Origin of the sequence: Pseudonocardia sp. ICBG162, assembly GCF_020496225.1 — a bacterium.
Lineage (GTDB): Bacteria > Actinomycetota > Actinomycetes > Mycobacteriales > Pseudonocardiaceae > Pseudonocardia > Pseudonocardia alni.
Map to the genome: position 1 here is coordinate 21,876 of NZ_JAHLJD010000015.1, position 13,658 is coordinate 35,533.

Below are 13,658 nucleotides of genomic sequence, written 5' to 3' on the forward strand. Positions count from 1 at the left end.
ATAAACGCGACTGTAGTACTAGGACGGCGCGACGGTCCGGCGGCGATGCGCGCACCACGACTTGGGCGGCTCCGGACGGAACTGCACGTGGGCACTCCGTCACTCTGCGGGAGAGCGGGGTGGCTGTCGCCGCCCCGCGACCGTCGGCCCGGGTGCACACTGTGCACGAGGGGGTGGCCGTGCATCCGTCGATCGAACGCGTCCGGTCCGAGATCGAGGCTCTGTGCCGCCGGCTCGGCATCCGCAGCCTGGAGCTGTTCGGGTCCGCTGCCGGCCCGGGCTTCGACCCCGACCGCAGTGACGTCGACGTCCTCGTCGACCTCGGTCCACGGGCCACCGACCGCTCCGGCCTCTACTTCGAGCTCAAGGAAGAGCTCGAACGGCTGCTCGGCCGAACGGTCGACCTCGTCGTGGACGACGCCGTCGTCAACCCGTACCTCCGACGGTCGATCGACGAGCAGCGTGTCGCCCTCTACGCCGCGTGACCCGCGCGCGTTCCTCTGGGACGCGCGACGTGCCGCGGGTCTCGTCGAACGGTTCGTCGCCGACCGGAGTCTCGACGACTACCTGTCGGACGTGTTGCTCCGTTCAGCGGTGGAGCGCCAGTTCGAGATCGTGGGCGAGGCGCTCAACCGGCTCTCGCGGGCGGACCCGGAACTCGCTCTCCGCGTTCCGACCTGCCCAGGCTCGTGTCGTTCCGCAACATCCTGATCCACGGCTACGCCGTGGTCGACGACGAGATCGTGTGGGACGCCGCGACGAACCGGCTCCCCGACCTGCTCTCTGTCCTCGACCGGCTGCTCGCCGACAGCCCCTGAACGCGCGGAACCCCCGCCCGGTGTCGCCGGTACGGGGGTTCCACGTCGCCTGGTCCGGATGGGTGCGTCCGGGCCCGGGCATCCGCGGGCCGTCTGGGGCCCGCGCGATTCATCCTGCCGGACGCATCCGGCAGTGGATCACTTGGCCTTCTCGCCGACCCAGCTCATGAGGCCGCGGAGCTTCTCGCCGACCTGCTCGATCGGGTGCTCGGCGCCCTGCTGCTGCAGCTTGGTGTAGTTGCCGCGGCCGGCCTCGTCCTCGGCCACCCACTCGCGGGCGAAGGTGCCGTCCTGGATCTCGCCCAGGATCTTCTGCATCTCGGCCTTGACCGCGGGCGTGATGACGCGCGGGCCGCGGGTGAGGTCGCCGTACTCGGCGGTGTCGGAGATGGAGAAGCGCTCGTTGGCGATGCCGCCCTCGTACATGAGGTCGACGATCAGCTTGAGCTCGTGCAGGCACTCGAAGTAGGCGATCTCCGGGGCGTAGCCCGCCTCGGTCAGCACCTCGAAGCCGGTCTGGACCAACGCGGCGGCGCCGCCGCAGAGGACGGCCTGCTCACCGAACAGGTCGGTCTCGGTCTCCTCCTTGAAGGTGGTCTCGATGACGCCCGCGCGGGCGCCGCCGATCCCGGCCGCGTAGGAGAGCGCGAGCGCCTTGGCGTTGCCCGAGGCGTCCTGCTCGACGGCGATCAGGGCGGGGACGCCCTTGCCGTCGACGAACTGGCGGCGGACCAGGTGGCCCGGGCCCTTCGGCGCGACCATGGCCACGTCGACGTTCGCCGGGGGCTTGATCAGCTCGAAGCGGATGTTGAAGCCGTGGCCGAAGAACAGCGCGTCGCCGTCCTTCAGGTTCGGCTCGATGTCCTGGGTGTAGATGAAGCGCTGCTTGGTGTCGGGCGCCAGGACCATGATCACGTCGGCCCAGGCGGAGACCTCGGCCGGCGTGCCGACCTCGAGGCCCTCGTCGGCGGCCTTCTGCCGGGACTTGGAGCCCTCGGGCAGACCGATCTTCACCTCGACCCCGGAGTCACGCAGGGACAGCGAGTGCGCGTGCCCCTGGGAGCCGTAGCCGATCACGGCGACCTTGCGGCCCTGGATGATCGACAGGTCGGCGTCGGCGTCGTAGTAGATGTTGACACTCATGGCTCTGGGACGGTTCCTCTCGGAGGTTGTGTAGCGACGACTGTCTAGCGGACGGCCGCGGCGGTGATGGACCGGGGGCCGCGGCCGACGGCCACCATCCCGGACTTCACCATCTCGCGGATCCCGTAGGGCTCCAGCATGCGCAGGAGCGCGTTGAGCTTGTCGGCCGACCCGGTGGCCTCGACCGTGACCGCCTCCGGGGAGACGTCGACGACCTTGGCGCGGAACAGCTGCACGGTCTCGACGACCTGGCTGCGCACCGTGGCGTCGGCCCGGACCTTGACCAGCAGCAGCTCGCGCTGCACCGAGGCGTCCGGCTCCAGCTCGACGATCTTGATGACGTGCACCAGCTTGTTGAGCTGCTTGGTGACCTGCTCCATCGGGAGCTCGTCCACCTCGACGACGATCGTCATGCGGGAGACGTCGGGGTGCTCGGTCGGGCCGACCGCGAGCGAGTTGATGTTGAACCCGCGCCGCGAGAACAGCCCGGAGACCCGGGCCAGGACACCCGGCTTGTCCTCGACCAGGACCGAGAGGGTGTGGAGCTCGCTCACTTCTCGCCCTCCAGGGCCTGCTCGGTGACGTCGGCGACCGCGTCGACCGACGCGGCCAGCTCGTCGTGCTCGAACTCCGGCCGGATGTCGCGCCGGACGTTGATCTCGTCGTTGCTCGTGCCCGCGGCGACCATCGGCCACACCTGGGCGTCGGCACCGACGACGAACTCCACGACGACCGGCCGGTCGTTGATCTCCATGGCCTGGTGGATGACCCGGTCGACGTCCTCCTTGGACTCGACCCGCAGCCCCTCGCAGCCCATCGCCTGCGCGAGCATCGGGAAGTCCGGGATGCGCAGCTTGTGGGTGTTGAGGTCGGTGTTGGAGTACCGCTCGCCGTAGAACAGGTTCTGCCACTGGCGGACCATGCCGAGGTTGCCGTTGTTGATGACGGCGACCTTGATCGGGATGCCCTCGATCGCGCAGGTGGCGAGCTCCTGGTTGGTCATCTGGAAGCAGCCGTCGCCGTCGATGCACCAGACGACGGCGTCCGGCTCGCCGACCTTGGCGCCCATCGCGGCCGGGACCGCGTAGCCCATGGTCCCGAGCCCGCCGGAGTTCAGCCAGGTCCGCGGCTTCTCGTACTTGACGAACTGCGCGGCCCACATCTGGTGCTGGCCGACGCCCGCGGTGTAGATCGCGTCCGGCCCGGCGATCGCGCCGATCCGCTCGATCACGTACTGCGGCGAGAGCGCGCCGTCGGTCGGCTCGTCGTAGCCGAGCGGGTAGCGGTCGCGCAGCCCGCCGACCTGCTTCCACCAGGCCGACAGGTCCGGCTCACCGTGCTCGGCGCGGTCCGCACGGACGGCCTCGACCAGGTCGGCCAGGACCTCCTTGCAGTCCCCGACGATCGGCACGTCGGCGCGCCGGTTCTTGGAGATCTCGGCCGGGTCGATGTCGGCGTGGATGATCTTCGCCCCGGGGGCGAAGCTCTCCAGCTTGCCGGTGACCCGGTCGTCGAACCGGGAGCCGAGCGCGACCAGCAGGTCGGACCGCTGCATCGCCGCGACCGCGGCGACGGTGCCGTGCATCCCGGGCATGCCCAGGTGCAGCGGGTGGCTGTCGGGGAACACACCGCGCGCCATCAGGGTGGTGACGACGGGCGCCCCGGTCAGCTCGGCCAGCTCCCTGAGCTCCTCGGCGGCCTCGGCCTTGAGGACACCGCCGCCGACGTAGAGCACCGGCTTGGCCGACTCGCGGATGAGCCGGGCGGCCTCGCGGATCTGCTTGCCGTGCGGCCGGGTCGTCGGCCGGTAGCCGGGCAGCTGCAGCTCCGGGGGCCAGGAGAACGTGGTCTGCTCCTGCAGCACGTCCTTCGGGATGTCCACCAGGACCGGGCCGGGCCGGCCGGTGGACGCCAGGTGGAAGGCCTCGGCGATCGCGCGCGGGATCTCCGTCGCGTCGGTCACCAGCATGTTGTGCTTGGTCACCGGCATGGTGATGCCGGTGATGTCGGCCTCCTGGAAGGCGTCGGTGCCGATCAGCGGCCGGGTCTGCTGACCCGTGATGGCCACCAGCGGCACCGAGTCCATGTGGGCGTCCGCGATCGGGGTGACCAGGTTCGTGGCCCCCGGCCCGGACGTCGCCATGCAGACCCCGACCCGGCCGGTGGCCTGCGCGTAGCCGGTCGCCGCGTGTCCGGCGCCCTGCTCGTGGCGCACGAGGATGTGACGCACCTTCGTCGAGTCCAGGAGCGGGTCGTACGCGGGCAGGATCGTCCCGCCGGGCAGCCCGAAGACGACCTCGCAGCCGATCTCCTCGAGCGAACGCACCAGGGACTGGGCGCCGGTCATGGGCTCGTCCACGATGCGCGGGCCGGGCACGGTGGTCTCACCGGGTGCCGGGGCCGCGCTGCGGGACGTGCCGGAGGCCGCGGACCGGCCGGGCGGCGGGCCCGGCTTCGGGCCGGGCGAGCCGGGCTTGGCGGGGACGGTGGTCATCTGGGTCTGCCTCGCTGGAGATCGTGTCGATCAGATGCCGGACATGGGCTGGACTCGGAGCTGGACATGAAAAAACCCCCGCCGCCCGGCACTCCGGGCGCTGCGAGGGTGAGCGCGTCGTCGTTCGAGAAGGTCGAACTCAGGCGACGACGCGCCCAAGAAGTACGAGAATTCGAACGGCGAACATGCATCGACGCTAGCACGCGTCCCACGGACGGAGTCAAACGACCCCACCCGTCCGGGCCGTGGGGTCACGGTCCGGATTTGTCACACTGGGGTCGTGAGCAGCACCGACGACCGCGCCGTCCCCCCCCGACCCCGCCTCCGCCGACCCGCAGCCGGCCCCGGGGGCGTCCCAGCAGGTGGACAGCGAGCTGGCGTGGACCCCCCGGGTCCGCGACGAGGGCCGCAAGCTCCGCGTGGGCTCGCGCGCGCTGGTGTTCAAGCCGAGCCGGCTGACCATCTTCGCCATCCTGGTCGCGGTCGTCGGGTCGACGCCGCTGGTGTTCAGCCTGCCGTGGTTCTGGGTCGTGCTGCTGGCCCCGGCCGCGGCGATCGCCTGGATCCTGCGGGTCCGCACCACCGTGGACCCGGAGACGCTGACCGTCCGCGGCGCGTTCTCCTCCCGCACCGTGGACTGGGACGACGTGCGCGGTCTGCGGATCGGCTCGCGCTCGCGGGTCAGCGCGGTGCTGGGCGAGGACGACGCCCTCGTCCTGCCCGCGGTGCACGCGCGCGACCTGCCCGCGCTCTCGGTCGCCAGCGGCGGCCGGTTCGCCGACCCGGCCGCGGTGACCGACCCGGAGGATCCGGCCGAGGGTCACTGACGCCCGTCGCGGGGCGTACGGTTGCGGGCGATCGGCCCGCCGGCCGGCGGGACGCGACCCGCCCCGCCGCCGTCGCGCCGCACCCCCCGGGCGGCTCGTGCCCACGCTCCGCGACGCGCCCACCGGGGTCCCTCACGAACCACCACGGAAGACCCGGCTGGAGAAGACCGATGCCCGCCCTGCGTTCCCGCGTCACCACCCACGGTCGCAACGCCGCCGGAGCGCGTTCGCTCTGGCGCGCGACCGGCATGGGCGACGACGACTTCGGCAAGCCGATCGTCGCGATCGCCAACTCCTACACCCAGTTCGTGCCCGGCCACGTGCACCTCAAGGACATGGGTGACCTCGTCGCGGGCGCGATCAAGGAGGCGGGCGGGGTCGCCAAGGAGTTCAACACGATCGCCGTCGACGACGGCATCGCGATGGGCCACGGCGGGATGCTCTACTCCCTGCCCAGCCGCGAGATCATCGCCGACGCGGTCGAGTACATGGTGAACGGCCACGCGGCCGACGCCCTGGTGTGCATCTCCAACTGCGACAAGATCACGCCGGGCATGCTGAACGCCGCGATGCGGCTGAACATCCCGACCGTGTTCGTCTCCGGCGGTCCGATGGAGGCCGGCAAGGCGGTCGTCGTCGGCGGGGTCGCGCAGGCACCCACCGACCTGATCACCGCGATCTCGGCGTCCGCGTCGTCCGAGGTGGACGAGGCCGGCCTGGCCGAGGTCGAGCGCTCGGCCTGCCCGACCTGCGGGTCCTGCTCCGGGATGTTCACCGCGAACTCGATGAACTGCCTCACCGAGGCGCTCGGGCTCTCGCTGCCGGGCAACGGCTCCACCCTGGCCACGCACGCCGCGCGCCGCGAGCTGTTCCTGAACGCCGGGCGCACCGTGATGGACCTGGCGACCCGCTGGTACCGCGACGACGACGCGTCCGCGCTGCCCCGCAACATCGCCACCCGCGAGGCGTTCGAGAACGCGATGGCGCTCGACGTCGCGATGGGCGGCTCCACCAACACGGTGCTGCACATCCTGGCCGCCGCCCAGGAGGGCGAGATCGACTTCGACCTCGCCGCGATCGACGCGATCTCCCGGCGCGTGCCGTGCCTGAGCAAGGTCGCGCCGAACTCGGACTACCACATGGAGGACGTCCACCGGGCCGGTGGCATCCCCGCCCTGCTGGGCGAGCTGTGGCGGGCCGGGCTGCTCAACACCGGGGTGCACACCGTGCACTCCCCCACGCTGGAGCAGTGGCTCACCGAGTGGGACATCCGGTCGTCGGCCCCGTCGGAGACCGCGGTCGAGCTCTACCACGCCGCGCCGGGCGGGGTCCGGACCACGCAGGCGTTCTCGACGGAGAACCGCTGGTCCTCCCTCGACACCGACGCCGCGGGCGGGTGCATCCGCGACCTCGAGCACGCCTACTCCGCCGACGGCGGCCTGGCCGTGCTGCGCGGGAACCTCTCGGTCGACGGCGCCGTGATCAAGACCGCGGGCATCCCCGAGGACATCTGGGAGTTCGAGGGCCCGGCCGTGGTGCTGGAGAGCCAGGAGGACGCCGTCTCGGCGATCCTCAAGAAGGAGATCAAGCCCGGCGACGTGCTGGTCATCCGCTACGAGGGCCCCTCGGGCGGGCCGGGCATGCAGGAGATGCTGCACCCGACCGCGTTCCTCAAGGGTGCCGGGCTGGGCAAGGTCTGCGCCCTGATCACCGACGGCCGGTTCTCCGGCGGCTCGTCGGGCATCTCGGTCGGCCACGTCTCCCCCGAGGCCGCCGCCGGCGGCACGATCGGGCTGGTGGAGAACGGCGACCGGGTCCGGCTCGACGTCCGCGCCCGGTCCCTGGAGCTGCTCGTCGACGCCGAGGTGCTCGCCGACCGGCGCGCCAAGATGGAGTCCTCCGAGCGGCCGTGGCAGCCCGTCGACCGGCAGCGCGTCGTGTCGAAGGCCCTGCGCGCCTACGCCCACATGGCGACCAGCGCCGACACCGGGGCGGTCCGCCGCATCCCCTGATCAGCACGTCCCGACGGCCCCGGTCCGCGCCCTGCGGACCGGGGCCGTTCGCGTCTAGGTTGGTTGTCATGGCTACCGGAATGCGTCTCGGAACCCGCCGTCTCGGCGACCTCACCGTCTCCGCCCAGGGCCTGGGCTGCATGGGCATGAGCCAGGCCTACGGCGACACCTCCGACCGCGCCGAGTCGATCGCGACGATCCACCGCGCCCTGGACCTGGGCGTCACCCTGCTCGACACCGCGAACGTCTACGGCGACGGCGCCAACGAGGAGCTCGTGGGCGCCGCGATCGCCGACCGCCGCGACCGCGTGGTCCTGGCGACGAAGTTCGGCATCGTCCGCGACGCCGCGGGCAACCAGGGCGCGCAGGGCGACCCGGCCTACGTGCGGCGGTGCGCCGAGGAGTCGCTGCGCCGCCTCGGCGTCGACCACATCGACCTCTACTACCAGCACCGCGTCGACCCGGACACGCCGATCGAGGAGACCGTCGGCGCGCTCGCCGGGCTGATCGAGGAGGGGAAGATCCGCCACTACGGGCTCTCCGAGTGCGGCGCGGACACCGTCCGCCGCGCCCACGCCGTGCACCCGCCCGCCGCGGTGCAGTCGGAGTGGTCGCTGTGGACGCGCGGCATCGAGGAGTCGGTCGCGCCGACGTGCGCCGAGCTGGGCATCGGCGTCGTGCCGTTCTCCCCGCTCGGACGCGGCTTCCTGACCGGCGCGATCACCTCGACCGGCCAGCTCGGCGAGGGCGACATGCGCCGCGGTCTGCCCCGCTTCTCCGACGAGAACATGGCCGCGAACCTCGCGATCGTCGAGGCGCTCACCGCCATCGCGCAGCGCCGCGGGGTCACCGCCGGGCAGCTCGCGCTGGCCTGGGTGCAGAGCCGCGGGGAGCACGTCGTGCCGATCCCGGGGACCAAGCGGCGGACCTACCTGGAGCAGAACGTCGAGGCCGCCGTGCTGGAGCTGTCGGCGGACGAGCTGGCCGAGATCGAGGCGGCCGCCCCGTCGTCGGCGGTGGCCGGGGAGCGCTACCCGGCGCACCTGCAGCGCAACGTCGGCCGCTGAGCCGGGCGCCCGGCCGTCGTCTCAGCCGGAGGCGGCGGCCGCGGCGCGGCGCTGTCCCGCGGCCTGCGCCCGCCGGGCGTACAGCACGGTCCAGCCGATCAGCACGCCCAGCACCGCGAGCGGGACGACGGCGTTCACCACCACCATCGTCGCGACCGGGAGCCGGTAGGTCAGCACGATCCGCACGACCGCCTCGGCGACCAGCACCACGCCCCACACCGCGGTGAGCACGCGCTGGGTGCGGCGGAAGCCGGCGTACTGCCAGAGCCCGTCCCACCAGGCCACCCGGGCCGGGTCACCGCCGGTGGCGAAGCGACGGCCGAACCAGAACATCAGCGGGCGCGGGAGCAGCACCAGCGAGCCCAGCAGGAGCAGGCCGAGCACGCCCGTCGTCGCGGACTCCTTGAGCAGCAGGATCCGCGGGTCGGAGAACACCAGCCCGACCACGGCGCCGACCACCAGGAACACCAGCACGAGCACGCCGAACTCGTCGATCCGGCGGCTGCGCAGCCAGGTGATGCCGATGTCGAGCAGCGGCCCGATGCTCCCGGCGAGCAGGGCGGGGACCGGGCCGACCCCGCGGTCGGTGAGGACGTCGTAGACCACCACGGGCACCGCGATGCTCAGCACGATCATCTGCGCCCAGGACAGTGCCTGCCCCATTCCGTTCCGGCCCGCTGCCTCTACCATCGGTTCCCCCGAACTGGACGGAATGGTTCACGACCGTGAGCAGAGGTGTAGAGCTGGGCGCGCTCGTGGCAAGGCGCAACCCGACGAGCGGTGTGGTCGCGTCGCTGCTGCGCGTCGCCGGTCGTGACGAGCTGCCCGCCGCCGTGCTCGTCGGGCTGCTGGGCGATCTCGGCATGCGCGAGCCCGCCGCGCGACGGCTGCTGGCCCGGATGCGCGAGGACGGCCAGCTCGCGGGCCGGCGCGACGGGCGCGCCGTGCACCTGCGCCTCGACGGCCCGTTCGGGGCGGCGGTCCGGCGCCTCGGCGACGACCTCGGCGCCCGTCCCCCGGAGTGGACGGGCTCGTTCCGGGCACTGCTGCACGCCGTCCCGGAGCAGGAGCGGGCCTACCGCGACCGGCTGCGGCGCACCGCCGTGCTCGCCGGGTACGGGGTGCTGCAGCCGGGCGTGCTCATCGCGGTGGCCGACCGCGGCGCCGAGCTCGCCGAGGTGCTGGCCGACGCCCCGCCCGGTGCCCGGGTGACCGTGGCCGGGCTCGCGGTGGACACCGCCGAGGCGGCCCGCGTCGCGGTCGGGGCGTGGGACCTCGACGGGGTCGCGGCCGTCCTGGCCGGTCACGCCGACCGCCTGGCCGCCGCCGCGGCGTCGCCGCCCGGGGGCGGTGCCGGGTGCCTGCGCCGCCTCGTCGAGCTGACCAACCCGGTGTTCGTCGACCTGGTCCGGGCGCCGGCGCTGCCCACGGTCCTGCTGCCGCCGGACTGGCCCGCCGCACGTCTGGTCGACGAGCTGCGCGGCGTGCTGGACCGCTGCGTCCCACCGGCACACGCCCACGTCCGGGCCCGGCTGGAGGCGGCAGGCGTGGGGTGACGAGGCGGACCCGATGTTTGCCGGTCCCCCCGCGGCGGACATCCGTCGGATAGGAGCGCGACCCGCGCCACCCCACGACGGAAGGGCACCATGACCGCCTACGTGACCACGAACCCCGCCACCGGGAAGACCGAGAAGACGTTCCCCGAGCTCGACGACGCGGCGGTCTCCGACGTCCTGGGCCGCGTCACCGACGCCTACCCCGGGTGGCGCGCGACCCCGGCCGCCGACCGGGCACGGATCCTGGTCCGGGTGGCCGAGGCCTACGAGGCCCGCAGCGACGAGCTGGCCGCGCTGATCGCGACCGAGATGGGCAAGCCCGTCAAGGAGGCAGCGGGCGAGGTCGCACTGGCCGCGTCGATCTACCGCTGGTACGCCGAGCACGGCCCGGACCTGCTGAGCAGGGAGACCCTGGACCCGCAGGGCGCGCAGGAGTCGGTGGTACAGACCGAGCCGATCGGGCCGCTGGTCGGGGTCATGCCGTGGAACTTCCCCTACTACCAGGTGGCGCGGTTCGTCGCGCCGAACCTGGTCGTCGGGAACACGATCGTCCTCAAGCACGCCCCGATCTGTGCCGCCTCGGCCGAGGTGATGGACGAGATCTTCCACACCGCGGGCGTCCCGGCCGACGTCTACGTCAACGTCTACGCGACCAACGAGCAGATCGCCGACATGATCGCCGACCCGCGGATCCAGGGGATCTCCCTGACCGGCAGCGAGCGGGCCGGTGCCTCGGTCGCCGAGACGGCGGGGCGCAACCTGAAGAAGGCCGTCCTGGAGCTGGGCGGGTCGGACGCGTTCATCGTCCTCGACGACGCCGACGTCGCCCGCACCGCGAAGGTCGCCGCCCGGGCCCGCCTGATGAACGGCGGCCAGGCCTGCAACTCCCCGAAGCGGATGATCGTGCCGACCGACAAGGTCGAGGAGTTCGTGTCGGTGCTGGTCTCGACGTTCGAGGCCACCGAGCACGGCGACCCGACCGACTCCGGCACCCGGCTCGGCCCGCTGTCCTCGGTCGCGGCGCGCGACGGCGTCGCCGAGCAGGTGCGCCGCGCCGTCGAGCAGGGCGCCACCCTGCACACCGGCGGCGAGGTGCCCGACGGCGACGGCGCGTTCCTCCGCCCGGCCGTGCTGACCGGCGTCACGAAGGACATGGACGCCTACTCCGAGGAGATCTTCGGACCGGTCGCCGTGGTCTACGGCGTCGACTCGGTCGACGAGGCGGTCACGCTGGCCAACGACGTGAGCTACGGGCTCAGCGGGTCGGTGTGGAGCGGCGACATCGAGCGCGCGCAGGAGATCGCCGACCGGCTCGAGGTGGGCATGGCCTACGTCAACGAGCACGGCACGACGCTGCCCGGGCTCCCCTTCGGCGGGGTGAAGCGCTCCGGCTTCGGCCGTGAGCTGGGCCGCTGGGGCATGGGCGAGTTCGTCAACACCCGGCTGCGTCGCACGGCCAAGCCGAAGGGCTGAGCCGGGATCAGCCGCGGCGGGCGGTGGCGAGCAGGTCGCCCAGCTCGTCGAGGGCCGCGGCGGCGACCCGGACCATCGAGGTGACCCGGTCGGGGTCCTGGTGGTCGGCGGCGAACGGCAGGAACTGCACGTGCGCCGCCGCCCGCGCCCACGCCGTCTCCACCGCGACCATGGCGGGCGGGTCCGGCGCGCCGAGCGCGGTGTGCAGGGTGTCCCGGTAGACCGCGGGCACCGGCGACGACGGCGCGTCGGCCGGGCCGTCGGACGGGGGCGCGGCCAGCACCACGACGTCGAGCGACCCCACCGCGACGCGGGCATTGCCCCAGTCCAGCAGCACCGCACCGGCCGGACCGGCGACGACGTTGCCGCGGTGGGCGTCGCCGTGGCACAGGGTGCGGGGCAGGGCGCGCAGCGCGGTGCGGGCGCGGTCGTCCCCGGCCCAGGCCACGACGGACGCGGCCGCGGCGTCGTGCCCGGCCGCCGTCAGCCGGTCCGCGGCGTGCCCGCACAGCCGCGCCCACCAGGCGTCGTCGACGACGGGGACGCCGCGCGGCCGGTTGCGCCGCCAGTGCGCGTGGACCAGCGCGAGGGTGCGCCACACCTCGTCGGGTACCGGGGCCCCGGCCGGCAGCGGCGCGCCGGGCTCGTGGTCGAGCAGCACCCAGCCGTCGCCGGAGCCGAGCATCCGCGGCAGCCGGACGGACCCGTTCACCACCGCGACGGCGCGCAGCGCGGCCGTCTCCACCGCCCCGGTGTGCTTGAGGACGACCGCGGTGCCGTCGTCGAGGTCGATCCGCTCGGCCCCGCCGGAGGCGTACCCGCCGGTCAGCGGGGTCCGGGCCCGCACCGCGAGGTCGCGACGGCGGCGCCGGGCGAGCGGGCGCAGCCACGCGTCGTCGGCAGGGGTCACCGGCGCAGCACGAACAGGACCAGCAGCGACACCGCGACCGCGACCAGCAGCGACAGCACCGACCACGGCAGCGGGCGTCGCTGATAGGTGCGCCCGGCGTCGAGGGCGATCCGCCCGGCCCCGGCGAACACCAGCGCCGCGGCCCCGGCGCCGAGCAGCAGGTCCAGCTCCAGGGAGTTCGCGCCGTCCGAGGCGAACAGCGGCACCGACAGGGCCGGCACCAGCGCCACCACCACGGCGACGACCTTCGTCGCGAGCAGGCCCGCCGCGGCGAAGGGCGTCAGCAGCCCCAGCACGAGCAGCACGCCGAGGACCAGCTGACCGACCGCGAGCACCCAGGCCAGCGGGCCGGCGAAGGACGTGAACCCGGCGTCGGCGAGCGCGGTCGCGCTGGCGTCGAGGCCGATCCCGCCCGCGACGCCGAACAGCTTGCGTGCCCCCGCCGCGGCGAAGGACGCCCCGACGACCAGCCGCAGCACGAGCAGCCCGATGTCGGAGGAGAGGTGGGCGGGGACCGGCATGCGCTCCGGGCGGGTCTTCTCCGCCGGTTCGTCGCCGGAGATGTTGCCCCAGTCGTACTGCTGCGTGGGCCCGCTCATGGTCGGCGACAGTACCGGCGCGCGCCTAGTAGGCGCCGGTCACGAGGTTCGGCGGCGCGTCACCGGCGGCGAACGCCGCGAGCTGCTCGGCCGCGACGCCGTAGGCGCGGCGCATCGCCAGCGGCACGCTGCCGCCGACGTGCGGGGTGAGCAGCAGTCCGGGCGCCGACCACAGCGGGTGGCCCGCGGGGAGCGGCTCGGGGTCGGTGACGTCGACGGCGGCCCGGATCCGCCCCGAGGTCAGCTCCGCGACCAGCGCGTCGGTGTCCACCACCGGCCCGCGCGCGCCGTTGACGAGCAGCGACCCGTCGGGCATGGCGGCCAGGAAGCCGGCGTCGACCATGCCGCGGGTCTCGTCGGTGAGCGGGACGATCAGCACGGTCGCGTCGTAGTGCGGCAGCAGCGCGGGCAGCTCGTCCCAGCCGTGGACGCCGTCGCGGGCGGTGCGCCCGACCAGCGCGGTCTCCACCTCGAAGGGCTCCAGACGGGCCCGGGTCTTCTGCCCGACGTCGCCCGCGCCGACGATGAGGATCTTCTTGCCGGCCAGCTCCTCGGTCTGGTGGTAGTCCCACTCGCCGCGGTCCTGGGCACGCACGAATCGGTCCAGGTGCCGGTAGACGGCCAGCAGCACCGACACCACCCACTCGGCGGTGGCCCCGCCGTGCGCGCCGCGCCCGTCGGAGAGGCCGACGCCCTCGGGCAGCCGCCGATCCACGTCTCGGCGCCCGCGGTGAGCAGCTGCACCAGCTCCAGGTTCGG

At 73.4% G+C, this 13,658-nt stretch carries 14 protein-coding genes and 1 pseudogene; 8 read left to right on the plus strand and 7 right to left on the minus strand.

Going from position 1 to position 13,658, the window contains the following annotated elements:
• Positions 1 to 152 precede the first annotated feature (152 nt).
• The 3 genes from KPL60_RS13850 to KPL60_RS13855 are packed head-to-tail and all read left to right on the plus strand — an operon-like array spanning position 153 to position 818.
• Positions 153 to 485, plus strand: a complete 333-nt coding sequence (locus KPL60_RS13850; protein ID WP_226366096.1) for a nucleotidyltransferase family protein — start codon at positions 153 to 155, stop codon at positions 483 to 485.
• On the plus strand, positions 463 to 711 hold the full coding sequence (locus tag KPL60_RS35105) for a DUF86 domain-containing protein (protein WP_374203652.1): 249 nt from the start codon (positions 463 to 465) through the stop codon (positions 709 to 711). The genes KPL60_RS13850 and KPL60_RS35105 overlap by 23 nt, the downstream gene beginning before the upstream one ends.
• Positions 690 to 818: a HepT-like ribonuclease domain-containing protein gene (locus KPL60_RS13855; protein WP_308016750.1), complete on the plus strand. Its 129-nt coding sequence runs from the start codon at positions 690 to 692 to the stop codon at positions 816 to 818. Before KPL60_RS35105 ends, KPL60_RS13855 begins: the two co-directional genes overlap by 22 nt.
• 138 nt (positions 819 to 956) lie before the next feature.
• Here KPL60_RS13855 and ilvC read toward each other — a convergent pair whose 3' ends face one another.
• From ilvC to KPL60_RS13870, 3 genes are read right to left on the minus strand one after another with little or no spacing between them, the layout of a single operon-like run.
• Positions 957 to 1,961, minus strand: coding sequence for a ketol-acid reductoisomerase (ilvC, locus tag KPL60_RS13860; protein ID WP_226350214.1), 1,005 nt, complete (start codon positions 1,959 to 1,961; stop codon positions 957 to 959).
• Between the two features lie 44 nt (positions 1,962 to 2,005).
• Positions 2,006 to 2,515: an acetolactate synthase small subunit gene (gene ilvN, locus KPL60_RS13865; RefSeq protein ID WP_062397155.1), complete on the minus strand. Its 510-nt coding sequence runs from the start codon at positions 2,513 to 2,515 to the stop codon at positions 2,006 to 2,008.
• Entirely contained in the window at positions 2,512 to 4,455 is a 1,944-nt protein-coding gene (locus KPL60_RS13870) for an acetolactate synthase large subunit (protein ID WP_226364473.1), read from the minus strand. The genes ilvN and KPL60_RS13870 overlap by 4 nt, the downstream gene beginning before the upstream one ends.
• Positions 4,456 to 4,817: 362 nt before the next feature.
• On the opposite strand from KPL60_RS13870, the gene KPL60_RS34655 reads away from it, so the two are divergent.
• From KPL60_RS34655 to KPL60_RS13885, 3 genes are all read left to right on the plus strand, one after another.
• Positions 4,818 to 5,282: a PH domain-containing protein gene (locus KPL60_RS34655; protein ID WP_226364474.1), complete on the plus strand. Its 465-nt coding sequence runs from the start codon at positions 4,818 to 4,820 to the stop codon at positions 5,280 to 5,282.
• 170 nt (positions 5,283 to 5,452) lie between these two features.
• Complete coding sequence (gene ilvD / locus KPL60_RS13880) at positions 5,453 to 7,294, plus strand: dihydroxy-acid dehydratase (protein WP_226364475.1); 1,842 nt, start codon at positions 5,453 to 5,455, stop codon at positions 7,292 to 7,294.
• Positions 7,295 to 7,362: 68 nt separating this feature from the next.
• Positions 7,363 to 8,361 (plus strand): aldo/keto reductase, encoded by a 999-nt coding sequence (locus tag KPL60_RS13885; protein WP_226364476.1) that lies wholly within the window; start codon positions 7,363 to 7,365, stop codon positions 8,359 to 8,361.
• A gap of 21 nt (positions 8,362 to 8,382) precedes the next feature.
• Here KPL60_RS13885 and KPL60_RS13890 read toward each other — a convergent pair whose 3' ends face one another.
• On the minus strand, positions 8,383 to 9,024 hold the full coding sequence (locus KPL60_RS13890) for a VC0807 family protein (RefSeq protein WP_226364477.1): 642 nt from the start codon (positions 9,022 to 9,024) through the stop codon (positions 8,383 to 8,385).
• A 62-nt stretch (positions 9,025 to 9,086) separates the two neighbouring features.
• Here KPL60_RS13890 and KPL60_RS13895 point away from each other — a divergent pair, with 62 nt between their 5' ends.
• Together KPL60_RS13895 and KPL60_RS13900 are read left to right on the plus strand one after the other, a co-directional pair.
• Positions 9,087 to 9,917 (plus strand): hypothetical protein, encoded by an 831-nt coding sequence (locus KPL60_RS13895; RefSeq protein ID WP_226364478.1) that lies wholly within the window; start codon positions 9,087 to 9,089, stop codon positions 9,915 to 9,917.
• A 90-nt stretch (positions 9,918 to 10,007) separates the two neighbouring features.
• Positions 10,008 to 11,390 carry an NAD-dependent succinate-semialdehyde dehydrogenase gene (locus tag KPL60_RS13900; RefSeq protein WP_226350207.1) on the plus strand — a complete coding sequence of 461 codons (1,383 nt, stop codon included), beginning with the start codon at positions 10,008 to 10,010 and terminating at the stop codon, positions 11,388 to 11,390.
• Between the two features lie 7 nt (positions 11,391 to 11,397).
• Here the strand turns inward: KPL60_RS13900 and KPL60_RS13905 are convergent, their stop codons facing one another.
• The 3 genes and pseudogenes from KPL60_RS13905 to KPL60_RS13915 all read right to left on the minus strand — a co-directional run.
• Entirely contained in the window at positions 11,398 to 12,300 is a 903-nt protein-coding gene (locus KPL60_RS13905; RefSeq protein ID WP_226350206.1) for a phosphotransferase, read from the minus strand.
• Positions 12,297 to 12,899 (minus strand): DoxX family membrane protein, encoded by a 603-nt coding sequence (locus KPL60_RS13910; RefSeq protein ID WP_226350205.1) that lies wholly within the window; start codon positions 12,897 to 12,899, stop codon positions 12,297 to 12,299. Before KPL60_RS13910 ends, KPL60_RS13905 begins: the two co-directional genes overlap by 4 nt.
• A 25-nt stretch (positions 12,900 to 12,924) precedes the next feature.
• Positions 12,925 to 13,658: pseudogene (locus KPL60_RS13915) on the minus strand (2-hydroxyacid dehydrogenase); the annotation flags it as partial.